Origin of the sequence: Pseudomonas ficuserectae, assembly GCF_024584585.1 — a bacterium.
Classification (GTDB): domain Bacteria; phylum Pseudomonadota; class Gammaproteobacteria; order Pseudomonadales; family Pseudomonadaceae; genus Aquipseudomonas; species Aquipseudomonas amygdali.
On sequence record NZ_CP085684.1, the window covers coordinates 2,565,554 to 2,586,461 of the forward strand.

The window sequence follows — 20,908 nt, forward strand, 5'->3', positions numbered from 1 at the left end:
CCTCGGTAACTATTTCGCTGCGATGTTGATAACTATAGTAGTGAATGCGTAGCGGGCTTTTTTGTAACATACAGTGCCACGCATGAAACGACCCGCATTATGCCCCAAGCAGGGCAGGCTTGTGATGGGGGGCAGGCCGGTAAACGTTATTTTTTATCGATTGGGCCTGCATCACTGTCGCAAGACCGGATATCCATGACAGACCGCAATTGTCGGGCTTTTAAATCGTCAAGCTGGTAAAGTGCCGCCCGATATTTATTGATGAGGATTGTCCCATGGCCACTAACCGCTCCCGCCGTCTGCGCAAAAAACTGTGTGTGGACGAGTTCCAGGAATTGGGTTTTGAACTGAACCTGGACTTCAAGCAAGAGCTGGATGACAAGGCAATCGATGCTTTCCTTGACGCTTTTCTGAAAGAAGCAATGGAAGCCAACGGTCTTGGTTATGTGGGCGGCGACGACTTCGGTCTGGTTTGCCTGAGCAAGCGTGGCTCGGTCAGCGAAGAACAGCGTGTTGCTGTCGAAGCCTGGCTCAAAGGCCGCAGTGAACTGACAGAAGTCACTGTCAGCCCGCTGATCGACGTCTGGTACCCGGAAAAAGAAATCAACCCGGCCGCCTGATGTAACGGGAGGCAGGCCAGCGCCTGCCTCTCTTGCTTTTCCCCCGCTTGTTCCCCTTCGCTACATCGTCTTTGAAACGTCTTCAGTCAGGTTTCGCCTGCTGCAGAATCAGCGCGTCCTCAAGCTCGATCATCGCCAGCTCGACAACCTGCTGACAGGTATGGAACTGTTCATCCGGCGTGTCCGCTTCGCAGGCCTGCTCAAGTGCATCGCAGGCATCGACCACCCTTGAAGCGCTGATGATCCGTGCGGCACCTTTGATCCTGTGGGCCAGGTCGCGGGTTTTCCTGCGATTGTTTTCCGGTATCAGTCTGGCCAGCAACAGCCGGTCCTCGTGATTGCTTTGCAGTAGCTGCGCAAGCAGGCGTTCAACCATTTCCGGACGGTCACCGGTCAGGTTGCTGAGGCTGTCGAGGCTGAACGGCAGAGGTGTGCGCGCCAGCGTCGAAATGGCTGTCAGCCGTTCGCTGAGCATCGAAAGGCTGATGGGTTTGAAGAGGCAGTCGTCCATGCCTGCTGCGTGGCAGCGCTCGATCTCGTCAGGCTGTGCATTGGCCGTGAAGCCCCAGACCGGACAGCGTGGCTGGCCGTCTGCGTCTTCAATCGCGCGGATTGCAGTGGTCATGTCATAGCCGTTCATGACCGGCATGTTGCAGTCGACAACCACCAGATCAAAGGTATCGGTCTTCCAGTGCTCAAGCCCCTGCGCGCCGTTTTCGGCCATTTCGCAGTGGTGACCTAGAAAACCGAGTTGCTGGCAGAGCAGCAGCCGGTTGGCAGGATGGTCATCGACGATCAGGATCCGTAGCGTCTGGTGAGCGACGGCTAGCGGTGGCGTAGTAACGGGCTGGCCTGTGAGTGGTTCAAGCGTGGTAAGCACCAGGTTCATACTGATCCGGGTGCCTTGGCCTGGTACGCTATCAAGCGAGAGGTTGCCGCCCATCATCATGCAAAGGCTGCGGCAAATCACCAGACCCAGCCCGGCACCGGTGCGCGCCATCTGCCCGGTGTTATCGGCCTGGGCAAAGGGCTCGAACAAACGCTGCTGGTCTTCGGCGCTGATGCCTATACCGCTGTCCTGAACGGTAATGTGCAGGTGCAGCAGTTGCGGGTCCGGGCTCTCGGCTGCCTGCAGCACGATCTTGATCCGTCCCATAGGGGTGAACTTGATGGCGTTGCTTACGAGGTTGGGCAGTATCTGTTTGAAGCGCAGAGGGTCGATCAGCACATCGGCGTTGATCCGGCTGTCCAGTTCCAGCACCAGGTCGAGGTCCTTCTGGCGAGCCAGACCGTCGAATACCCGCAGTACCGACTCTACCAGTCGACGCAGGTTCGCCCGCTCTGGATTCAGTGACAGCCGGCCGGATTCAATGCGCGCAATGTCGAGAATGTCACCGATCAGGTCCAGTAAGTCGTTGGCCGAGCTGTAGGCGACTTCGATGGCTGAGCGGTCCAGTTCGCCATGATCGGCACGTTTGAGCGCCAGCTCCAGCATTCCGATCACTGCATTCATGGGCGTACGGATTTCATGGCTCATGGTGGCAAGAAAGGTGCTCTTGGCACGGCTGGCAGCGTCAGCCTGTTCCTTGGCGGCCTGCAAGTCTTCAATAAGCTGGCGACGCTCGCTGATATCGATCCAGCCGCCAATGATGCCCTGCACCTCGCCCAGAGAGTCGCGAAAGGGGAGGATCCAGTGGTAGATGGTCATCTGCCGGTCGCCAATGCGCAGGGGCCGGTCGAGGATCAATGCAGTGTTACTGGCCATGACCCGTTGATAGTCGGCAGCGTATTCCCGCGCTTCGAAGGCATTGCCCAGCACTCCTTCGGTAGCGCTCTTGCCGATGATGTCTTCACGTTGCGCTGAGAAGACCCTCAGGTAGCTGTCATTGCACATGCGCAGCATGCCTTCGCGATCCCGCACGTAGATCGGATGGGGCGTGCCTTCAACCAGTGCGCGCATGAATTCGAACTGGTCGCCCAGCGCCCGCTCTGCCGCTTCACGCTGACGTATCTGCCGCCGCATCCAGGCATTCCAGGCCAGCAGGCCCAGCAGCAACAGGCCAGCACTGATCAGAATCTGATAGATAAGGCGTTCGTAGTCATGCCAGCTGGCGCTTGAAGGGGCGTAGGCGCGCCATCGATTGTTGATCGCCGCCAGATCCTGCGGCGCGATGCTTGCCAGCGCCTTGTCGAGAATCGAACTCAGCTCGGTGGCATTGCGTGAGGTAGCCATGGAAATCAGCGCTGGGTCCTCGCCGATGGTGGCGGTCATCTGCAGGCGTTCCTCGAAGATGCCTGAAGACAGAAAGTAGTCTGCGCTGAGCAGCGAAATGACCGCGCCTTCCGTTCTGCCCAGTGACAACATGTCCAGCGCCTGGAACGGGTTGTCGATTTCCAGCGGTACGACTCTGGGGTATTTGCGTCGCAGCCAGTCCAGCATCGGGCTGCCTTGGGTTATTGCCAGACGTTTGCCGTCCATCTGTTCCAGATAGCTGGGCGAACCCTGGTCCTTGCGGGTGACCAGTACAAATGAGTTGTCGATATACGGCCGGCTGAAGCTCAGGTGGTCTTCTCGTTCATCGCTGGACACCAGTGCGCCGATCAGGTCCGCCTGGCCCTCGCTGACCTGGTTCAGCATATCGGTCAGGCTGGGCGAGCGCTTGACGTCGAACCTGAGGCCGGTGCGCAGGCGGACCAGTTCAAGCAGGTCGGCGGTGATGCCGCGAAAGTTGCCCTTGGCGTCAAAGAAGGTCAGCGGTGCGTACGCTTCGTTGACCACCACGCGCACGGTCGGGTGCTGAGCGATCCAGCGTTCCTCGCGTTGCGTCAGTTGCAGCTTCTGGTCGGTGAGCATCAGGTCGCTGCCGGTGCTCCAGCGCCTGGAAATGTTGATGCGCTCATCGACTGGAATCGCTTTCAGTGTCTGGTTGATGACACCCAGCAATTGTGTGTTTTCATTGCTGACGGCGAAGCTGAAGCCATTGGGCTCGTGCTTGCCGAAATTCGACATTTGCACATTGTTCAGATAGCCCTTGTTGATGATGTACTGGGTGGAAATCGTATCGCCCAGAAAGACATCGGCCTGGTTGAAGGCTACGGCGTTGATGGCGTTCTGAAACGAGGGGTAGGTCTTCAGTGTTGCACCCGGGTACGTCGCCTCGACCTCTGCGGGTGGCAAATAGTGATAGACCATGCTCAGCCGCATGCCTTTCAGGCCATCGTTGAGGGGGCGCGTGTCTCCGACCCGGGTGACCAGCACGGGCTGATCCACCGAGTAGGGCTGTGACAGTCTGATGTTGCGATCAACTGCTTCAAAGCCGTTGGCAGTGCCCAGCAGGTCGACCTGGCCTGTGATCAGTGCCTTGATCGCTGCATCGCGGGTTTCGAAGCGCTGCACCCTGACCGGCAGGTCCAGCGCATCCGAAATGATGCCCGCGTAATCGGCAGTGATGCCTTCATAGTCGTTGCCTGACATTGTGATATCGAAGGGCGGGTAATCAGGGTTCGAGATGCCGAGAGTCAGTTCACGTTGACCGCGCACCCATTGCCATTGGTTGCTGTCCAGCTTCACGTCCATGTGTGCCGGGCTCGAGCGACCAAGCAGTGTGTAATGTTCGGCCGCATAAAGGCTGGCCTGAGCACTCCAGCCCATGCACAGGCCTGTGGCCAGTATTAATAATTGTCTAAAGCGTGTGGGCATCCGGTTTCTCACACTAGCGCGTTGCGTTTTGCCATCTCGATAAGTTCTACCAAGGTTCTGGTTTTCAGCTTTTGCATAAGTCGCGTTTTGTAAGTGCTGACGGTCTTGTTACTGAGAAACATGCCCTTGGCTATTTCCTTGTTGGAGCGGCCTTGAGCAAACAATTGCAACACCATCAATTCGCGATCATTGACCAACTTGAACAATTCCAGCTCGTTCGTCTGCCCGTCTTCGCGAACGGCACACGCCAATGCCTGACTGGGAAAGTAATTGTAGCCGGATAATACCGCTTTCACCGAACTGAGCAGTTCGCTCAGGTCTTCCTGCTTGCATACATAACCGGAAGCGCCCGATTGCATGCAACGAATGGCAAACAGGTTGGGGGTTTGCGATGTCAGCACCAGTATCTTGGAGGGCAGCCCCATCGTATTGAAGCGCGCCAGTACCTCAAGGCCGTCGAGCTTGGGAATGCTGATGTCGAGAATGATCAGGTCAGGCATGCATTCGCGAACCATTTGCATCGCGTCGACGCCGTTATCGGTTTCGCCCACCACTTCGTAATTTTCGTTTTCCAGAAGCATTCTGACTGCCATCCGGATAACCGGATGGTCGTCGATGATAAAAACTGAGTTCATATTCCATTCCATAACAAGCAGTGAAGAAAGCGCGCACCTTAGCTCAGATGTTCGGGCAGGCACATAAAGAGACTTGCTCGGCAGGCATATATAGGAAAAGTCCTACAATAATTAGCGTATCGGAGTACGTAAAAGCCTACGTTGAACACAAGTGTGTTTAAACGTTAATGCTTATTTCGGTGTGTATTTGGTTATTGATGCACGGGGTGTTTATTACTTTATGGAATCATCATTCATGTGGGTTGATGATTTCCTACGGGACTGAACGTGAATTCACAAGCAGCGCGGTTTTGCATCAGTTGCCGTTTACATAGTTGCGAGGCATTTCCGAAGTCGCTTGAAACAGGAATGCAGATGTCACTCAGGGCTGTGCCCCAGCAAGCGGCTGAGGTCAGGTCCATGCAGGGGTTTGCTCAGGCAGCCGAGCAGGGGCAGGTCGCGCTGCGTGGCAAGCTGCTGCAGGTTTTCAAGCTGTACATCAGGCAGGCCGCTGAGAAGAATGGCCTGATGCAGCAAGCCTTGACGGGCTGCCTCGTCGATCAGGTCGAGGCCTGACATATCCGGCAGGCACTGATCGCACAGTAACAGCCCATAGGGCTCCGGACTGCGTTGCATGGCAGCCATGGCCTCTGCGGCGGTGAGTGCGGGAGTCAGTAGAAAATAGCCCTGATTGTTGAGCAGCACCTGAGTGGCGATCAGTTGAAACGGGTGATCTTCCACCAGGAGGATGCGCAGGCTGTGTGTGGACATGAGTTTTCCGGAAAGGCCCTGGCGAGACGTTCAGGCCTCGCAGGCGGCGTGCGGACCGTTAGTATCGCAGGCGGATGGATGACGAGCCGGAGTGGCATTCGAAGTGGCTGTAATTATTGAGGGATGCAAGAAAAGCTGCGATAGGACTCGTCTGACATGCATGTAGGGCCTGTCTGAGTTTTGCGAGGCAATCAGGTCTGACCAGCGTTGTATCTGCATGCGCGCAGGTACTCGGCTGGTCTTATCAAGGCTAAATCTGTCCGGAGCGGCCAGTCATTTCCCGGGCCATCTCACTGGCATAGCTGTCGGTCATGCCGGCGATGAAGTCGATCATGCGCAGGAACGATGCATGCAGCGGTGCCTTGGGATCCGGCGCGCTGTTGCCCAGCAGGTCGAGGATACGTCGGTGCTTGAAGGAGGGCGTCCTGCCGCCAAACTGTTCGACCGCTGCACCGCAAAAGGCGTTTAAGAGGATTTCCAGTGTGGTGTAGGCACCTATTTCATGCAGCGTTTTGCGCTTGTCCTGAAAGATTTTCTTGCGCGCCATGTCCTTGGCGTTCAGTACGCAGCGTTTGGCCGGGCCGTGCATGTGTTCCACGAGATCCCCGGGCAGCGTGCCCGCAAGCAGGGCGTCCTGTTGCTCGACGAATGCTCTGGCCGCTGCGTTGGTCAGGTGCTCGATGGCCTTGCCGCGCAGGATGGCCAGCTTGCGCCGCCGAGAGTCGCCAGGGCCCAGTTGCCGATAGGTTTCCGGAAGATCATCGCCGACCAGTCCAAGCAGAAGTGACTCCACTTCCGCGTAGTCCAGCAGGTCCATCTCCAGGCCGTCCTCCAGATCGATCAGTGCATAACAGATGTCATCGGCGGCTTCCATCAGGTAAACCAGTGGATGGCGCGCCCAGCGTTGTTCCTCAAGCTGTGGCAAGCCCAGCTTGCCAGCGATCTGCTCAAGGATTGGCAGTTCACTCTGATAGCAGCCGAACTTGTGCTTCTTGTAGCCCAGCGAGTCTGCGTGGCGAGCGGTCCACGGGTATTTGAGGTAAGTGCCCAGTGTGGCGTAGGTCAGACGGGTACCGCCGTCGAACTGGTGGTACTCCAACTGCGTCAGCACCCGAAAGCCCTGGGCATTGCCCTCGAAATTGAGAAAGTCATTGCGCTCTGTCTCGCTCATCGCGTCGAGCCAGCCACGTCCGGCAGCCTGATTGAACCAGTTGCGAATTGCGTCTTCGCCAGAATGGCCGAACGGAGGGTTGCCAATGTCATGTGCCAGGCAGGCGGATTGTACAACCATGCCCAGGTCGCTTGGGTCGCACCAGTCGGGCAGCGCAGTGCGCAGGGTTTCGCCAACGCGCATGCCCAGTGAGCGGCCGACGCAGCTGACTTCCAGCGAGTGAGTCAGGCGGGTATGAATATGGTCGTTGCTGGACACCGGATGGACCTGGGTCTTACGTCCAAGACGGCGAAACGCACCGGAAAAGATGATCCGGTCATGGTCCTTGTGAAACGGACTGCGCCCCAATTCTTCGGGGCTGTGCAGTGTCTTGCCAAGTCGTTCACGGTTGAGCAGGGTTTGCCAATCCAAGGCGTTCACTCCGTCAGTAATGTTAGCCGTAGCTTCCCGGTTCGGCATGCCTGCCGCAAGGCCTGAAGCGCGGACAGACAGAAACAGGGTGTGTTAAAAAGCAAATGCCCGCCCCGGAGCACCGGAGCACCGGAGCACCGGAGCAGGCATTTGTCACAAGGCTCGAATCACGCAAAAGGTCTGGCGTAATCAGAGCCTGCGGTTGCGGTTCTGGATGGCGCGACTCTGCATGGCGACCTTGATCAGTGGCGTCAGCGTGATGCCGAGCTTCAACAGGCGACCCAGCAGGCTGGTGCGTCCGGTCTTGGCACGTTTGCCGCTCAGAAACCCCAGCAGGGCGACCGAGCCCACTCCCCAGAGTGGCGCGTGGCGAAAGCCTTGCGCGCTTTTCCAGTCATGGCGGATCCCGCGAAAGCGTTGCAACGGCTGCAGCAGTTGCGCCGACTCATGACGAATTTCCTGACGGTGCATCTCCATGCGCAGGCGGATCAACGCCTTGCGCAGTTCTCGACGGGTATTGCTCTGGTGCGACTTGGGTTCACTCATGGCATCAATCGCTCGCGGTCGTTGGCCAGCTCTTCAAGGGTTGCGTGGAATGGCGACGACTCATCGAAAATCGCTGCCTTGAGGCGCAGCCCGCAGGAGATGGCGGCCAGCAGGTAGAACGTGCAAAGGCCGACGATACCGGCCAGGCGATAGCTGTCCCACAGAACTATCAGCAACAAGGCCGAGAGCCCAGTGAGCAGCAACAGGCCGAAAACCAGCGCCAGTCCCGCGAACAGCAGCAGGCTGACGGTACGTGCCTTCTGCTCCTGCAATTCGATGCCGAACAGCTCGACGTGCGTGTGCAGCAGGCCAAGGAATGCAGCGCCAAGACGCCGCGGTGAAGAGCCCGGAGTTCCCTCGGGCGGTGCTGATTCCGTTCCCAGAGTCATGATGTTAGCGCCTTGTAGCCAGCAGACCGATCAGAAAGCCGACACCTGCGGCGATACCGACTGACTGCCAGGGGTTGTTCTGAACGTAATCTTCGGTAGAGATCACAGCAGCCTCACCGCGCTCACGAAGCGAATCTTCAGTGGTCTTCAGTGTTTCCTTGGCACGCAGCAGGCTTTCGCGGATCTGGGCGCGCAGTTCATCGGCCTGATCACCAGCGAGAGAGGCGGTATGCGCCAGCAATTTCTCAGTGTCGGCAACCAGTACCTGGAAGTCGGCTCTCAGGATTTCCTGAGCATTCTGTGCAGTTTGGCGGGCCATGATGTTCTCCGTGTGGTGGGCGTATGAATGTTTCGAGTACAGGTGATTCCTGAAGGTTCACTTCGATTGCCGTCTGGTGTTCGATCAGGCTGCGTGCTGCCGCTGCACCTTACTCCAAAAGTATCTGTCAGGAAAAACCGCGACGTGTTGAATATTGGGGTTCCGTATTTCTGGCCATTGGCTATGCTCCACACGCGTGATCACGTACATGGCGCGCGATATGAGAGCTGAATGGAGAGAGGCATGGAGCGGCTGTATTCCCTGCAGGGGCTCAGGGGCATAGCTGTCCTGGGTGTGGTGTTGTTTCACATGATGTCGGTAGAGAGCAAGTTTTCCGGTGGCGATATCCTTCTGCCGCCAATGCTCGATTTTTTTCAGTTGGGTGTCGATCTGTTCTTTGTCATCAGCGGTTTCGTGATGGTGATCGTCAGTCGTGGCCGTTTCCAGAGTGGGGTCGAGGCCCGGCGCTTTCTGTTCAACAGGGTGTCGCGGATCTACCCCACGTACTGGCTGTACTTTTTCATTACGCTGGCGGTGTACCTGGTGCAGCCGGGCATGGTCAACAGCGGGCATGGGGCTTCCAACTTGATTATGTCGTTCCTGCTGCTGCCCAACGATAAAGTGCTGCTGGTGATGGTGGCCTGGTCGCTGCTGTTCGAACTGTGGTTCTACGTCGTGTACTCCGGCTTTCTGTTGTTTCGTGAACGCAGCGTGCCGCTTCTGCTCGGCGGCTGGGCGCTGATCATCATCGTGTTCAACGTGCTGGCCGACTGGCAGGACTATTCGCCCGCACTGAAGATCATCCTGCATCCCTACGCCCTTGAATTCATTCTCGGCGCAGCGCTGGCATTGTTCTTTTATGGTCGGCACGTGCCCACCGCTGCCGTCCTTGCCTCGCTGGGAGGTGCGCTGCTGCTGGGCGTGCCCCTGATCGGTTACTTCCGGTTATACGACAGTCAGGGCTTGCTGCGCATGCTCATGGTCGGCGGTACTTTCGGCCTGCTGGTACTGACCCTTGCCCTGCTCGAACGACGTCGACAACTGGCTGTGCCAGGGTTTTTGGTCGCTGTGGGCGACATGTCCTACACGATCTATCTGTCTCATCTGCTGGTGTTGGGGGTGATCGGGCGGGTGTGGAGCCTGATCGGTGCCTGGCCCGAAAGCTATCTGGACAACCTGTTTTTCGCGCTGCTGATGATGGCGGCAACGGTGTGTTACGGCTGGGTCGGTTACCGTTGTTTCGAGAAACCGGTACTGGACCGCGCCAACGCGTTCAGCAAGACGCATTTCCGGGTGTCGACGTGATCGCGGGGTGCGCCTAGAATAATTTTCGGTTGTAGAGGATTTGCCGAGGATCAATTCATGCCGCCCGAATGCCAGCTGTTCAGTACCCTGGGCTGCCCGCTGTGCGAGGTTGCCGAAGCGGTTTTACTGCCGTTCGCCATCGAGCACGGCCTACTGGTTGAGCTGGTCGACATCTGCGAGGATGAACAACTGTTCGAGCGTTACGAGTTGCGCGTCCCTGTGTTGCGTCGAGTCGACACCGGTGATGAGCTGGACTGGCCATTTGACGCGCCTCAGGTAGCTTCGTTTTTGAGTCGTTGAGCGGCATTGTCGTAGAGCTGCATTCTTCTTTATCCCCCGGACCCGACGCGCATTGAATATTGATACCCGCATCAAATTTCGCCATCTGGTGTGCTTTCTCGAGGTGGCTCGGCAGGGCAGCCTGGCGCGTGCCTCCGATGTACTGGCAATCAGTCAGCCCGCGCTGTCGAAAAGTCTCAAGGAGCTGGAAACACTGCTGGCCACCACCTTGTTTGTGCGCAGCAAGAGCGGTGCGGCGCTGACCGAGGCGGGGGTGGCATTCATGCGTTTCGCCGGGCCGAGCGTCCAGGCCCTGCGTGAAGGTGTCAGTAGCCTGCGCTCGGGTGAACATGAAACTGTTACCGCACGGTTGGGCGTGCTGTCCACGGCTGAAAGCCTGTTGGTTCCGGAGGTGGTCCATCGTCTGCACGAGCGCCACCCCGCGTTGATCGTCAGCGTGATGACCGGCCCCAGTGCCTACCTGCTGTCGCAACTGAGGGTAGGGGAGCTGGACCTCGTGGTCGGGCGCATGACTGACAGCCCGCAGATTCAGGGGCTGACGTTCGAGCATCTGTACAACGAGTCGATGACGCTGGTGGTGCGCAACGATCACCCGTTACTGACGGCGCCGCTCAAGCCTGAAAGTCTGGAGCAGTTCCCGCTGGTGTTGCCGCTGGCTGGCACCACCATCCGCAAGTTTGCCGACAGTCTTTTCGTACAGTGCGGTATCCGCATGCCGCGTCAGCGCCTTGAAACCCTCTCGCTCACCCTGAGCCGCCGCTATGTGCAGTGCAGCGATGCGGTGTGGATCGCGCCACTGGATGCGGTGTCGCTGGAGTTGAAAGGCGGCACGCTGGTGGAGCTGGACATGGGCATTCGCGAGCCGGGCGGATCAGTCGGCCTGTGCAGCAACCCGGCCCTGCCGCTGACACGTGCGGCGCAATGGTGTGTGGATGAACTGCGAGGCGTCGGAGAGACCTACTGCAAAGCGCAGTATGCATAACCATTTGGTTATGGATAACCGGTTTTATTTCAATTTTCTATAAGCATGGATCACGCGACACTTCGCCGCAGCCTGTAGCGTAAGTGATCGACGCTTGCGCCCATAAGAAAAACAAGGAGAACGCCATGTCTGCCGCTGACAATAGCCGCTTCGTCATTCGTGACCGAAACTGGCACCCCAAAGCCCTGACACCTGATTACAAGACCTCGATCCTGCGCTCGCCGCGTCAGGTGCTGGTCAGTATCCCGCAATCCATTTCCGAAACCACGGGCCCGGATTTCTCGCATTTGAAGTTTGGTCAGCACGACAACGATCTGCTGCTCAACTTCGACAACGGCGGGCTGCCCATCGGTGAGCGCATCCTGCTGGCCGGCCGGGTCTGTGATCAGTACGGCAAGCCGATTCCGCATACCTTGGTGGAGATCTGGCAAGCCAATGCCGGCGGGCGTTATCGCCACAAACGCGATGCCTATCTGGCACCCATCGACCCCAACTTTGGCGGTGTAGGGCGAGCGCTGACCGACAGCGAAGGCAATTACAGCTTCCGCACCGTCAAGCCAGGCCCTTACCCGTGGCGCAACGGCCCTAACGACTGGCGTCCGGCGCATATTCATGTGTCGATCAGCGGCCCGTCGATTGCCACCCGCCTGGTCACCCAGCTGTATTTCGAAGGCGATCCGTTGATTCCTATCTGCCCGATTGTCAAGGCCATCGCCAACCCGGACGCTGTGCAGAGCCTTATTGCCAGGCTCGATCTGGGGATGGGTAATCCAATGGATTGCCTGGCGTACCGCTTTGACATCGTGTTACGCGGCCAGCGCAAGACACACTTCGAAAACTGCTGAGGAGGCCCGATATGCCCGTTCAATTACTGCAGGAAACCCCTTCGCAAACCGCTGGCCCGTACGTGCACATCGGTCTGGCACCGCAAGTGGCCGGCAATCCGACCCGCGAGCTGGAAATCTGGAACGAGATGGCCAGACCCGACGCGCCGGGCGAGCACATCGTGCTGCTGGGCAACGTCTTCGACGGCAACGGTCATCTGATCCGCGATGCGTATCTGGAATTCTGGCAGGCCGACCATCAAGGCGCGTATCACAGCGAATTCGACCCGGAGCGGCCGTTCAACGGCTTCGGCCGCACGGCGACCACTGACGACGGCCAATGGATTCTGAAGACCATCAAGCCAGGCTCGGCACATAATGCGGCCGGGGTGCCGATGGCTGCGCACATCAACGTTTCGCTGTTTGCCCGTGGTATCAATATTCATCTGCAGACGCGGCTGTATTTCGACGACGAAGCGCAGGCCAATGCTCAGGACCCGGTGCTCAATCTGATCGAGCAGCCGCCGCGTCGCGAAACGCTGGTCGCGCGCCGCTGCACGCATGATGGGCAAACGGCCTATCGTTTTGATATCCGCGTGCAGGGTGAAGGCGAAACGGTGTTTTTCGATTTCTGAATCGGTTGTCGATTCGCGTATCAGTGTGCGTGCGTTCCCGGCGCCTGCATCGGCAGGCGACCTTATAAAAATAAAAGGACATCTCCATGACGCTTTCCGCCAGCCAGCCTGTGCCGGGTACGCTCGACGTTCAGGCCTTCATCAATGCGCAACCGCTGTCCGGGTATCAGTGGCGGGTGGTTGCGCTGTGTTTTCTGATCGTGTTTCTCGATGGCCTCGATACCGCCGCAATGGGCTTCATTGCACCAGCGCTCAGCCAGGACTGGGGCATCGACCGGGCCAGCCTGGGCCCGGTGATGAGCGCTGCGCTGATCGGCATGGTGTTCGGCGCGCTGGGTTCCGGCCCGCTGGCCGACCGGTTCGGGCGCAAGGTCGTGCTGGTGTTCGCGGTGTTTCTGTTCGGTCTGTTCAGCCTGGCGTCTGCCTACAGCAGCAACATTGATCAACTGCTGGTATTACGCCTTCTGACCGGGCTGGGGCTCGGTGCAGCGATGCCCAATGCCACCACGTTGTTGTCGGAATACACGCCCGAGCGGCTCAAGTCGCTGCTGGTGACCAGCATGTTCTGTGGTTTCAATCTGGGCATGGCCTGCGGTGGGTTTGTGTCGGCCAAACTGATCCCGAGCATGGGCTGGCACAGCCTGCTGATGCTGGGCGGTATTCTGCCGTTGATACTGGCGGTGGTACTGATGGTCTGGCTGCCGGAATCAGCGCGGTTTCTGGTGGTGCGCAATCGCGGTGCGGAGCGTATTCGCAAAGTGCTGGCACCGATTGCGCCGAAGGCGTTGGCTGGCATCACCGATTTCAGCGTTCCCTAGCAGAAAACGGTCAGTAGCCGCAACGTGCTGAAAGTGATTTTCTCCGGCACATACAGCGCTGGCACGCTGTTGCTGTGGCTGACGTATTTCATGGGTCTGGTTATCGTCTACCTGTTGACCAGCTGGCTGCCGACGTTGATGCGCGACAGTGGCGCGAGCATGGAGCAATCGGCGTTCATCGGTGCGCTGTTCCAGTTCGGCGGGGTGCTGAGTGCAGTGGGGGTCGGCTGGGCAATGGATCGTTACAATCCGCATAAGGTCATTGGTCTGGCCTATGCGCTGGCGGGTGTGTTCGCCTGGCTGGTCGGGCAGAGTCTGGGCAATGTCGCCTTGTTGGCCACGCTGGTGCTGCTGGCCGGTATGTGCATCAACGGCGCACAGTCGGCAATGCCTTCACTGGCAGCGCGTTTCTATCCCACCCAGGGGCGTGCCACTGGCGTGTCGTGGATGCTCGGGATCGGCCGCTTCGGCGCGATTCTCGGCGCCTGGGCCGGTGCCACACTGCTGGGCCTGGGCTGGAGCTTCGAACAGGTGCTGACGGCGCTGGTGGTCCCGGCTGCCCTGGCCGCGATAGCGGTGCTGATCAAGGGCTGGGTCAGTCATTCGGACGCTACCTGAAACCTTTCAATCTGGAGTGGTGATGTGAACAGAGTGAGCAATCAACTTTTCGATGCCTACTTCATGCAACCCGAAATGCGCGAGATCTTTTCGGATGAAGGCCGGGTACAGAGCATGCTCGATTTCGAGGCTGCGCTGGCTCGGGCACAGGCACGCGTCGGCCTGATCCCACCCGAGGTGGTCGCCGACATCGAGCTGAGCTGCGACGCACGGCTGTTCGATTTCGACGCGCTGGCAATTGCCATCGGCAGTGCCGGCAATTCGGCGATTCCGCTGGTCAAGGCGCTAGGCAAACAGATAGCCGCGCGCAGTGCTGAGGCCGAGCGCTATGTGCATATGGGCGCAACCAGCCAGGATGTGATGGACAGCGGGCTGATTCTGCAACTGCGTCGAGCGATCGTGCTGCTTGAGCGTGATCTCACCCTACTGGCCGATGCGATGGCTGAGCAGGCACAGCGTCATGCTGGCGCGCCGCTGGCTGGACGCACTTGGCTGCAGCAGGCCACGCCGGTCACCCTGGGGATGAAAATCGCCGGCTGGCTGGGCGCGGTCACTCGTCATCGACAGCGCTTGAACGAGATCAAACCACGCCTGCTGTGCCTGCAGTTCGGCGGTGCTTCCGGCAGCCTCGCGGCGCTGGGCGATCAGGCGTTTTCGGTGGCCGAAGCGCTGGCCGGTGAATTGCAACTGGAGTTGCCCGAGCAGCCCTGGCACACCCAGCGCGACCGACTTGTGGAGTTTGCCGGTCTGCTGGGCCTGATCGCCGGCAGCCTCGGCAAACTGGGGCGCGACGTGAGCCTGCTGATGCAGACCGAAGTGGGCGAGGTCTTCGAGCCCTTGGCACCGGGCAAGGGCGGGTCTTCGACAATGCCGCACAAACGCAACCCGGTCGGTGCTGCGGTCATGATCAGCACCGCGACCCGCGCACCGGGGCTGGTCGCCACGATGCTGGCCGCCATGCCGCAGGAGCACGAGCGCAGTCTGGGCCTGTGGCATGCCGAGTGGGAGACTTTGCCGGAGCTGTGCTGTCTGGTTTCCGGTTCGCTGCAGCAAGCGTTGCAGGTGCTACCCGGTCTGCAGGTCGATGCCGAGCGTATGGCGAGCAATCTGCAATCCACCAAAGGGCTGGTGCTCGCCGAGGCAGTGAGCATTGCGCTGGCTCAGCGCATCGGCCGCGATGCTGCCCACCATCTGGTAGAACAGTGCTGCCGTCGTGCGGTAGAGCAGGGCGCGCATTTGCGTCAGGTGCTCGGCGAAAACTCGCAAGTCAGTGAGCAGTTTTCTTCCGACGAGCTGGATCGTCTGCTTGATCCGGCCCATTACCTTGGCCAGGCCCGACAATGGGTCGAGCGTGCCGTGGCTGAACACACAAGGATTTCCCGATGACCGAAGACGAACGTTACGAAGCTGGCATGCAGGTACGCCGTGCAGTGCTGGGCGATACGCATGTCGACAACAGCCTGAGCAAACTGACGCCGTTCAATGAAGAATTCTAGGAGATGATTACCCGTCACGCCTGGGGTGATATCTGGACACGTCCAGGGTTGCCGCGCCACACGCGCAGCCTGATCACCATTGCGATGCTGATCGGCATGAATCGCGAGGGCGAATTGCGCCTGCACCTGAAGGCCGCAAAAAACAATGGCGTGACCCGTGAGGAAATCAAGGAAGTGCTGATGCAGAGCGCTATCTACTGCGGCATTCCGGCGGCCAATGCGACGTTCCACCTGGCCGAAGCGGTATGGGATGAAATGGGCGTGGAGTCGTTGAAGGAGGATTGAAAAGTCGCATAACAAGGAGTGCTGCAGCGAAATGTCATGCCTTACCCGCGTTCACTGCCCATAAATGAAAGCGCTGTTTTATCACGAAGTCGGGCCTCAATCTCACTGACTCGCAGAACCAGCGCGTGGCGCGTAGCGCCACAAAGAGGACGCAGAGCGTCCAGAACTGCATGCCGACGCGGAGCGTCGGCACGATAGTCAGTTAGATTTCTGTATAACGATGAGTGATCAACCGTGGCGGCGTTTTTGTTTTTAGAGCAGCGACAGCGGGTAGCTGACGATCAGGCGGTTTTCGTCGAACTGGTTGGTGTTGTAGTCACGCCGCATGGTCGAGTTGCGCCATTTGAGCGACAGGCTTTTGAACGCGCCGCTCTGGAACACGTACGCCAGCTCGGTTTCCCGTGCCCACTCTTCGCCGTCGGTGATGGTGCCGGTATGCACGTTGTCGCCGCTGATGTAGCGGTTCATCAGGGTCAGGCCGGGCACGCCCAAGGCTGCGAAGTCATAGTCGTGACGCAACTGCCAGGATTTCTCCCTGGCGTTGTCGAAGCTGGAGTTGTAACTGTCGTTGGCCAACGTCCCGCCACTGGTGCCGTTGACGCGCATCCAGGCGCTGTCGCCGCTGACTTTCTGCAGGCCCACATAAAAGGTGTTGCCGCCGTGCCGCGCCGAAAGCAGCGCTGACCAGGTCTTGTTGTCCAGATCACCGGCCAGCGACTGGCCGTCGTCTTTGCCTTGGAAGTAGCCAAGGTTGGCACCCAGCGTCCAGCTGCCCAACGGCTGGCTGTGCAGCAGGTTGAAATATTGCTGGTGGTAGATGTCTTCAAGCTCGGCGTACCAAACGCCGACCTGGGTGCGCTTTTCGTTGAACACGTACTCGCCGCCGCCGAAGTTGAAACGATCTGAGGTGAACGCTGAGCGGCCGTTCAAGGACATGTCTTCCATGCTGGCGTCGTTGCGCGGGCTGTTGCCGCGGAACTGGCCGCCGTACAGGGTCAGCCCGTCGATCTCTTTGGAAGTGATTTGCCCGCCCTGAAAGGTTTGCGGCAGCGAGCGCCCATCATCTGAACGCAGGATCGGCAACACGGGCATCCACTCGCCGACCTTCAATTCGGTCTTCGAGAAGCGCGCCTTGCCCGCCACGGCCAGTCGCCCGAAATCGTCGGCCGGGCGTCCATCGCTGTGGATCGGCAGCAATTGCGTGCCGCCCGTTCCCTTGCCGCCGTCTAGCTTGAGCGAGTAAAGGCCCAGCGCATCCACACCAAAGCCAACGGTGCCTTGGGTGAAGCCGGAGCGGGCATCGAGGATGAAGTTCTGCGTCCACTCCTCGGCGTAGTTCTGCGCATTGGCCGGGTCGACGAAGTTGCGGTTGATATAGAAGTTGCGTAGGTTCAGATTGACCTTGGCGTCTTCGACGAACCCGGCAGCATTGCCGCTGATAGGTGTCAGGTTTGCAGCAATGGCCGCATACAGACCGCAAAGGAATTTGCAGGAGGAATTGGCGCGCATGGAACAGACCTTTTTTGTAGTTATTGAGTCGTGTAGCTGGCTACGATAGTGAAAGGCCGGAAGGTGCCGTGCAATTGTGAAATAACTGTTTCGGGCGATAATCGAACGTTAATGAACCGGTTCGAACATTTTGTGGAGGGCGTTGCAAACGTGTGTGCGATGCTCACTGGTCTGTAGATACGGGTCTGTAAACATAGGCGGCGTGCTCTGGCGTTTTCGGCCACGGCGTCCGGCTGCTGAAACTTGAACAAGGAAGCGCGATGAGCACTGCCAGCACGCCTTTGTCCGGCGTCAACCAACCACTGAAAGGGATTGGTTTCATTCTTCTGGCGACTTTTCTGTTCGCCAGTCACGACACACTCTCCAAGTACCTGTCCGGCTTCTATCCGATCATTCTGGTGGTCTGGGCGCGCTACGTGGTGCACACGCTGCTCATGGCCTGCATCTTCATGCCATCGGCGGGGTTGCGCGTGCTGCGTACCAAGCGTCCCGGCTTGCAGGCATTGCGTGCGTTGGCGCTGTTGGGCACCAGTCTGCTGTTTACCAGCAGCCTGATGTTCATTCCGCAGGCAGAGGCGACCGCGGTCAACTTTCTTGCGCCGTTGCTGGTCACGGCACTGTCGGTGCCGCTGTTGCATGAGCGTGTGACGCGCGGGCAATGGGTTGCGGTGGTTGTCGGGTTTATCGGGGTGATGATCATCATTCATCCGGGGGGCGAGCTGTTTACCCCGGCGATTCTGCTGCCGCTGTCGTCAGCCTTGTGCTTTGCGCTGTATCAACTCCTGACGCGGCTGGTCAGCCCGTTCGACAGCCCGACCACCAGCAACTTTTTTGCCGGGCTGTTCAATACCCTGTTGATGAGCGTGCTGGTGCCGTTCTTCTGGGAAGTGCCTGCGCTTAAAGATCTGCCGTTTCTGCTGGCGCTGGGGGCATGTGGTATGTCGGCCCACTTGCTGCTGACCCAGGCCTTCCGCTTCGCCGCCCCGGCAATGCTCGCACCGTTCAGCTATTGCCAGATTGTGTTTGCCGGGCTGCTGGGTTTCGTGGTGTTCGACCACATGCCATCACCGACCGCACAGGCCGGTATCGCCATCATCTGCCTCAGCGGCCTGGCGGCGGCTTGGCAACAGCGGCGTAAGGGTGGGTGATGAGCTGTTCCTTCGCACGAATACACAAATCTGACTGACTATCGTGCCAATGCTCCGCGTTGGTACGCAGTTCGTGACGCTCCGCGTCACATCTGTACCGCAGCACAACGTAGTGTCTTGCGCGCAATCACTTTACATAGATAAAGCGCTTTTTTATCACGGTGGCACTGACGACGCAGAGTGCGACGTTAGTGACGGCTGAGTCCTGGCACTGATCCGGGGGATGCGAGGCAGGACGCCGAGCAAGCCGCACCGGGCCAAGGATGGCCCGTTGCGGCGGCCCCCGGATCAGTGACAGGGCGAAGGAACCCGACGAAGTCGGGCCGGAAACAGGAGCGAAGGACTTTGCTCACTTTGGTCCCTCAAAGTGAGTCGCCGAGGGGCGAAAAGGTGACCTGAGTCGACCCCCAATCCACCTGAAACCACAGAACCGCTTTGTGACGCGGAGCGTCAAGAACTGCATTCCCACGCGGAGCGTGAGGAACGAGCGGCGTCTGGGATAACTAAGTGAGTCGCGGAGGGGCGAAAAGGCGACCTTAGTCGAACCTAAATCCACCTGAGGTCGCAGACCCACGAGAGGCGTCCGGGAGAGCACTTTTCGTCACTCTGCGCAAAGCGTGGGGACGATAGCAAAAAGGCCCGGTCACTGAGTGAGCCGGGCCTTTGTGATGGTGTCAGACGATTACTCGCTGAGCGTCGGAACCTTGCGCGGGGCCATGAAGTACAGCCAGATCAACGCGATGAAGTACATCGCCGGGATCATGGTGAACAGCACGTTGTAATTGTTGTTGGTGGCGGTCAACACGGCACCCACAATCTGGGTCATGAACATACCGCCAATGGCCGCACACATGCCGCCGAAGCCGAACACCGTACTCATCATGTGCTTGGGCGTGTAGTCCATCACCAGGCTCCAGATGTTTGCGGTCCAGGCCTGATGCGCACCCACCGCAAGCGAGATGGCCAGTACCGCCACCCACAGGCCGCTGGCGTTGGCGGCGAATACCACGCTGCAGATAGTGATGGCAAAGATCAGCATCGACAGCAGACGCGCAGTGGTCGCACGCATGCCGCGCCCGATCAGCCAGGAGGACAGGATGCCGCCACCCACGCTGCCGAAGTCAGCGGTCAGCCAGATCAGGATCAGCGGGATGCCCATCTGCGTCACGCTGATACCCAGGTTGTATTGCTGATTGAGAAACGGCGGCAACCAGTACAGGTAGAATCAGAACACCGGCGCAGTAATGGCGTAAGCCAGCGCGAACGCCCACGTGCCGCGCATCTTCAAAATGCCGGTGAAGGGCACCTTGACCGGCGCAGGTTCGACTTCCTGATTAATATAATCCAGCTCGGCCTTGCTGACGGTCGGATGCTCTTCGGGGTTGTAGTACTTCAGGCGCCACATGATGACCCAGATCAGCCCCAGCGAACCCATCGCTATAAAGGCCGCCTGCCAGCCCCAGACGGTAAGGATCAGCGGCAGCAGCGCCGGGGTCAGCATTGCGCCGACGTTGGTGCCAGCGTTGAAAATGCCAGTCGCCACGGCACGTTCACCTGCCGGGAACCACAGACGTGTGGTCTTTACACAGGCCGGGTAGTTGGCCGCCTCGGTCAGGCCGAGAATGAACCGGCAGACCATGAAGCCCACAGCGGAAGTTGCAAGGCCATGAGCGCCGGTCGCCAGGCTCCACAGCAGCACCGCGAGGAAGAACGCGCGCTTGACGCCGACCTTGTCGATAAAGCGGCCTTGCAGCACGAAGCCCACCGCGTAACCGACCTGAAACCAGAAGTTGATGTTGGCGTAGTCCATCGCCGTCCAGCTCATTTCCTTGGCGAGGATGGGCTGCATGACGCCAAGCGCCGCTCGGTCGATGTAGTTTAGCGTGGTGGCGAAGAACACCAGGGCGAGCATGCCCCAGCGCGTCTTGCCCACGGCGAGTGCGCCGCGAATCTTTTCGCCCATCCCGGCACGGGCGGCCTGGGCGACAGGGTTGGTCTGGGTGTTAAGCATGATGTTCTAACCATCCGTTCCAGGACTGTGCTGCTGGCAACAGTCGGACTGAGAAGTCCACTCGATGCAGGCGTTGTGCAGGTAAAGTGAAGTCGTAGAACCGTGATTCGACTGGCCTGTTGACTCAGGCTTTCATCGAGACGATCCGTCGGGCCGACAATTTACAGGTTGGGCCGCGCAAGTGTGTTGGAATGTTTCAGGCGACGCAGATCCGCGCGGGGCTTTTGGCCGGACGAGTTCGTTGAACCTGACGTCTGGTGAGACGGACGGGCGAGCGGGCGAGCAAAGCGAGAAGGGTGCACATGAGCAATGTTCCTGTTTTTTGAATTGTTATGGGTTGCTGCTGATGAAGCAAAAGATCAAAACGTTTGACTGCGGGTCTACCCTGCAATGTGATGCTGATGTTGAGCATTGCGCGGTACAGCGTCAATTGAGT

16 protein-coding genes and 3 pseudogenes are annotated in these 20,908 nt (G+C 58.8%); 10 read left to right on the plus strand and 9 right to left on the minus strand.

Going from position 1 to position 20,908, the window contains the following annotated elements; genetic code table 11:
- The first annotated feature begins 275 nt into the window (after positions 1–275).
- A complete protein-coding gene (locus LJU29_RS11210) occupies positions 276–620 on the plus strand; it encodes a YggL family protein (protein WP_005732557.1) in 345 nt (114 codons plus the stop codon).
- 82 nt (positions 621–702) lie between these two features.
- Here the strand turns inward: LJU29_RS11210 and LJU29_RS11215 are convergent, their stop codons facing one another.
- The 7 genes from LJU29_RS11215 to LJU29_RS11245 form a co-directional block, all read right to left on the minus strand.
- Positions 703–4,272, minus strand: a complete 3,570-nt coding sequence (locus LJU29_RS11215; protein WP_257112712.1) for a transporter substrate-binding domain-containing protein — start codon at positions 4,270–4,272, stop codon at positions 703–705.
- A 56-nt stretch (positions 4,273–4,328) separates the two neighbouring features.
- On the minus strand, positions 4,329–4,955 hold the full coding sequence (locus LJU29_RS11220; RefSeq protein WP_005732559.1) for a response regulator transcription factor: 627 nt from the start codon (positions 4,953–4,955) through the stop codon (positions 4,329–4,331).
- 357 nt (positions 4,956–5,312) lie between these two features.
- A complete protein-coding gene (locus LJU29_RS11225; protein ID WP_002553114.1) occupies positions 5,313–5,705 on the minus strand; it encodes a response regulator in 393 nt (130 codons plus the stop codon).
- A 250-nt stretch (positions 5,706–5,955) separates the two neighbouring features.
- The gene (locus LJU29_RS11230; RefSeq protein WP_002553115.1) at positions 5,956–7,287 is read right to left on the minus strand and encodes a deoxyguanosinetriphosphate triphosphohydrolase; all 1,332 of its coding nucleotides are present in this window, start codon (positions 7,285–7,287) and stop codon (positions 5,956–5,958) included.
- A gap of 189 nt (positions 7,288–7,476) precedes the next feature.
- Positions 7,477–7,833, minus strand: coding sequence for a hypothetical protein (locus LJU29_RS11235; RefSeq protein ID WP_257112350.1), 357 nt, complete (start codon positions 7,831–7,833; stop codon positions 7,477–7,479).
- Positions 7,830–8,222 (minus strand): phage holin family protein, encoded by a 393-nt coding sequence (locus tag LJU29_RS11240; protein WP_257112352.1) that lies wholly within the window; start codon positions 8,220–8,222, stop codon positions 7,830–7,832. Before LJU29_RS11240 ends, LJU29_RS11235 begins: the two co-directional genes overlap by 4 nt.
- 4 nt (positions 8,223–8,226) lie before the next feature.
- Complete coding sequence (locus LJU29_RS11245; RefSeq protein ID WP_257112353.1) at positions 8,227–8,541, minus strand: ElaB/YgaM/YqjD family protein; 315 nt, start codon at positions 8,539–8,541, stop codon at positions 8,227–8,229.
- Positions 8,542–8,784: 243 nt separating this feature from the next.
- On the opposite strand from LJU29_RS11245, the gene LJU29_RS11250 reads away from it, so the two are divergent.
- The 8 genes and pseudogenes from LJU29_RS11250 to pcaC all read left to right on the plus strand — a co-directional run bounded on the left by LJU29_RS11250 (position 8,785) and on the right by pcaC (position 15,804).
- Positions 8,785–9,846, plus strand: a complete 1,062-nt coding sequence (locus LJU29_RS11250) for an acyltransferase family protein (protein WP_057423189.1) — start codon at positions 8,785–8,787, stop codon at positions 9,844–9,846.
- A gap of 57 nt (positions 9,847–9,903) precedes the next feature.
- Positions 9,904–10,146, plus strand: a complete 243-nt coding sequence (locus LJU29_RS11255) for a glutaredoxin family protein (protein WP_005732565.1) — start codon at positions 9,904–9,906, stop codon at positions 10,144–10,146.
- A 52-nt stretch (positions 10,147–10,198) separates the two neighbouring features.
- Positions 10,199–11,128: a pca operon transcription factor PcaQ gene (pcaQ, locus tag LJU29_RS11260; protein WP_257112356.1), complete on the plus strand. Its 930-nt coding sequence runs from the start codon at positions 10,199–10,201 to the stop codon at positions 11,126–11,128.
- Between the two features lie 125 nt (positions 11,129–11,253).
- The gene (gene pcaH / locus LJU29_RS11265; RefSeq protein ID WP_257112357.1) at positions 11,254–11,973 is read left to right on the plus strand and encodes a protocatechuate 3,4-dioxygenase subunit beta; all 720 of its coding nucleotides are present in this window, start codon (positions 11,254–11,256) and stop codon (positions 11,971–11,973) included.
- Positions 11,974–11,984: 11 nt separating this feature from the next.
- Positions 11,985–12,587 carry a protocatechuate 3,4-dioxygenase subunit alpha gene (pcaG, locus tag LJU29_RS11270; protein ID WP_004665140.1) on the plus strand — a complete coding sequence of 201 codons (603 nt, stop codon included), beginning with the start codon at positions 11,985–11,987 and terminating at the stop codon, positions 12,585–12,587.
- An 86-nt stretch (positions 12,588–12,673) separates the two neighbouring features.
- Positions 12,674–14,023: pseudogene (gene pcaK, locus LJU29_RS11275) on the plus strand (4-hydroxybenzoate transporter PcaK).
- Positions 14,024–14,047: 24 nt separating this feature from the next.
- The gene (locus LJU29_RS11280; protein WP_060406972.1) at positions 14,048–15,409 is read left to right on the plus strand and encodes a 3-carboxy-cis,cis-muconate cycloisomerase; all 1,362 of its coding nucleotides are present in this window, start codon (positions 14,048–14,050) and stop codon (positions 15,407–15,409) included.
- A pseudogene (pcaC, locus tag LJU29_RS11285) lies at positions 15,406–15,804 on the plus strand (4-carboxymuconolactone decarboxylase). The gene LJU29_RS11280 and the pseudogene pcaC overlap by 4 nt, the downstream one beginning before the upstream one ends.
- Before the next feature lie 252 nt (positions 15,805–16,056).
- Here the strand turns inward: pcaC and LJU29_RS11290 are convergent.
- Entirely contained in the window at positions 16,057–17,313 is a 1,257-nt protein-coding gene (locus LJU29_RS11290) for an OprD family porin (protein WP_257112359.1), read from the minus strand.
- Between the two features lie 260 nt (positions 17,314–17,573).
- Here LJU29_RS11290 and LJU29_RS11295 point away from each other — a divergent pair, with 260 nt between their 5' ends.
- Entirely contained in the window at positions 17,574–18,461 is an 888-nt protein-coding gene (locus LJU29_RS11295) for a DMT family transporter (protein ID WP_005753513.1), read from the plus strand.
- A 682-nt stretch (positions 18,462–19,143) separates the two neighbouring features.
- Here LJU29_RS11295 and LJU29_RS11300 read toward each other — a convergent pair.
- Positions 19,144–20,472 (minus strand): annotated as a pseudogene (locus tag LJU29_RS11300) (MFS transporter).
- Between the last annotated feature and the right edge of the window lie 436 nt (positions 20,473–20,908).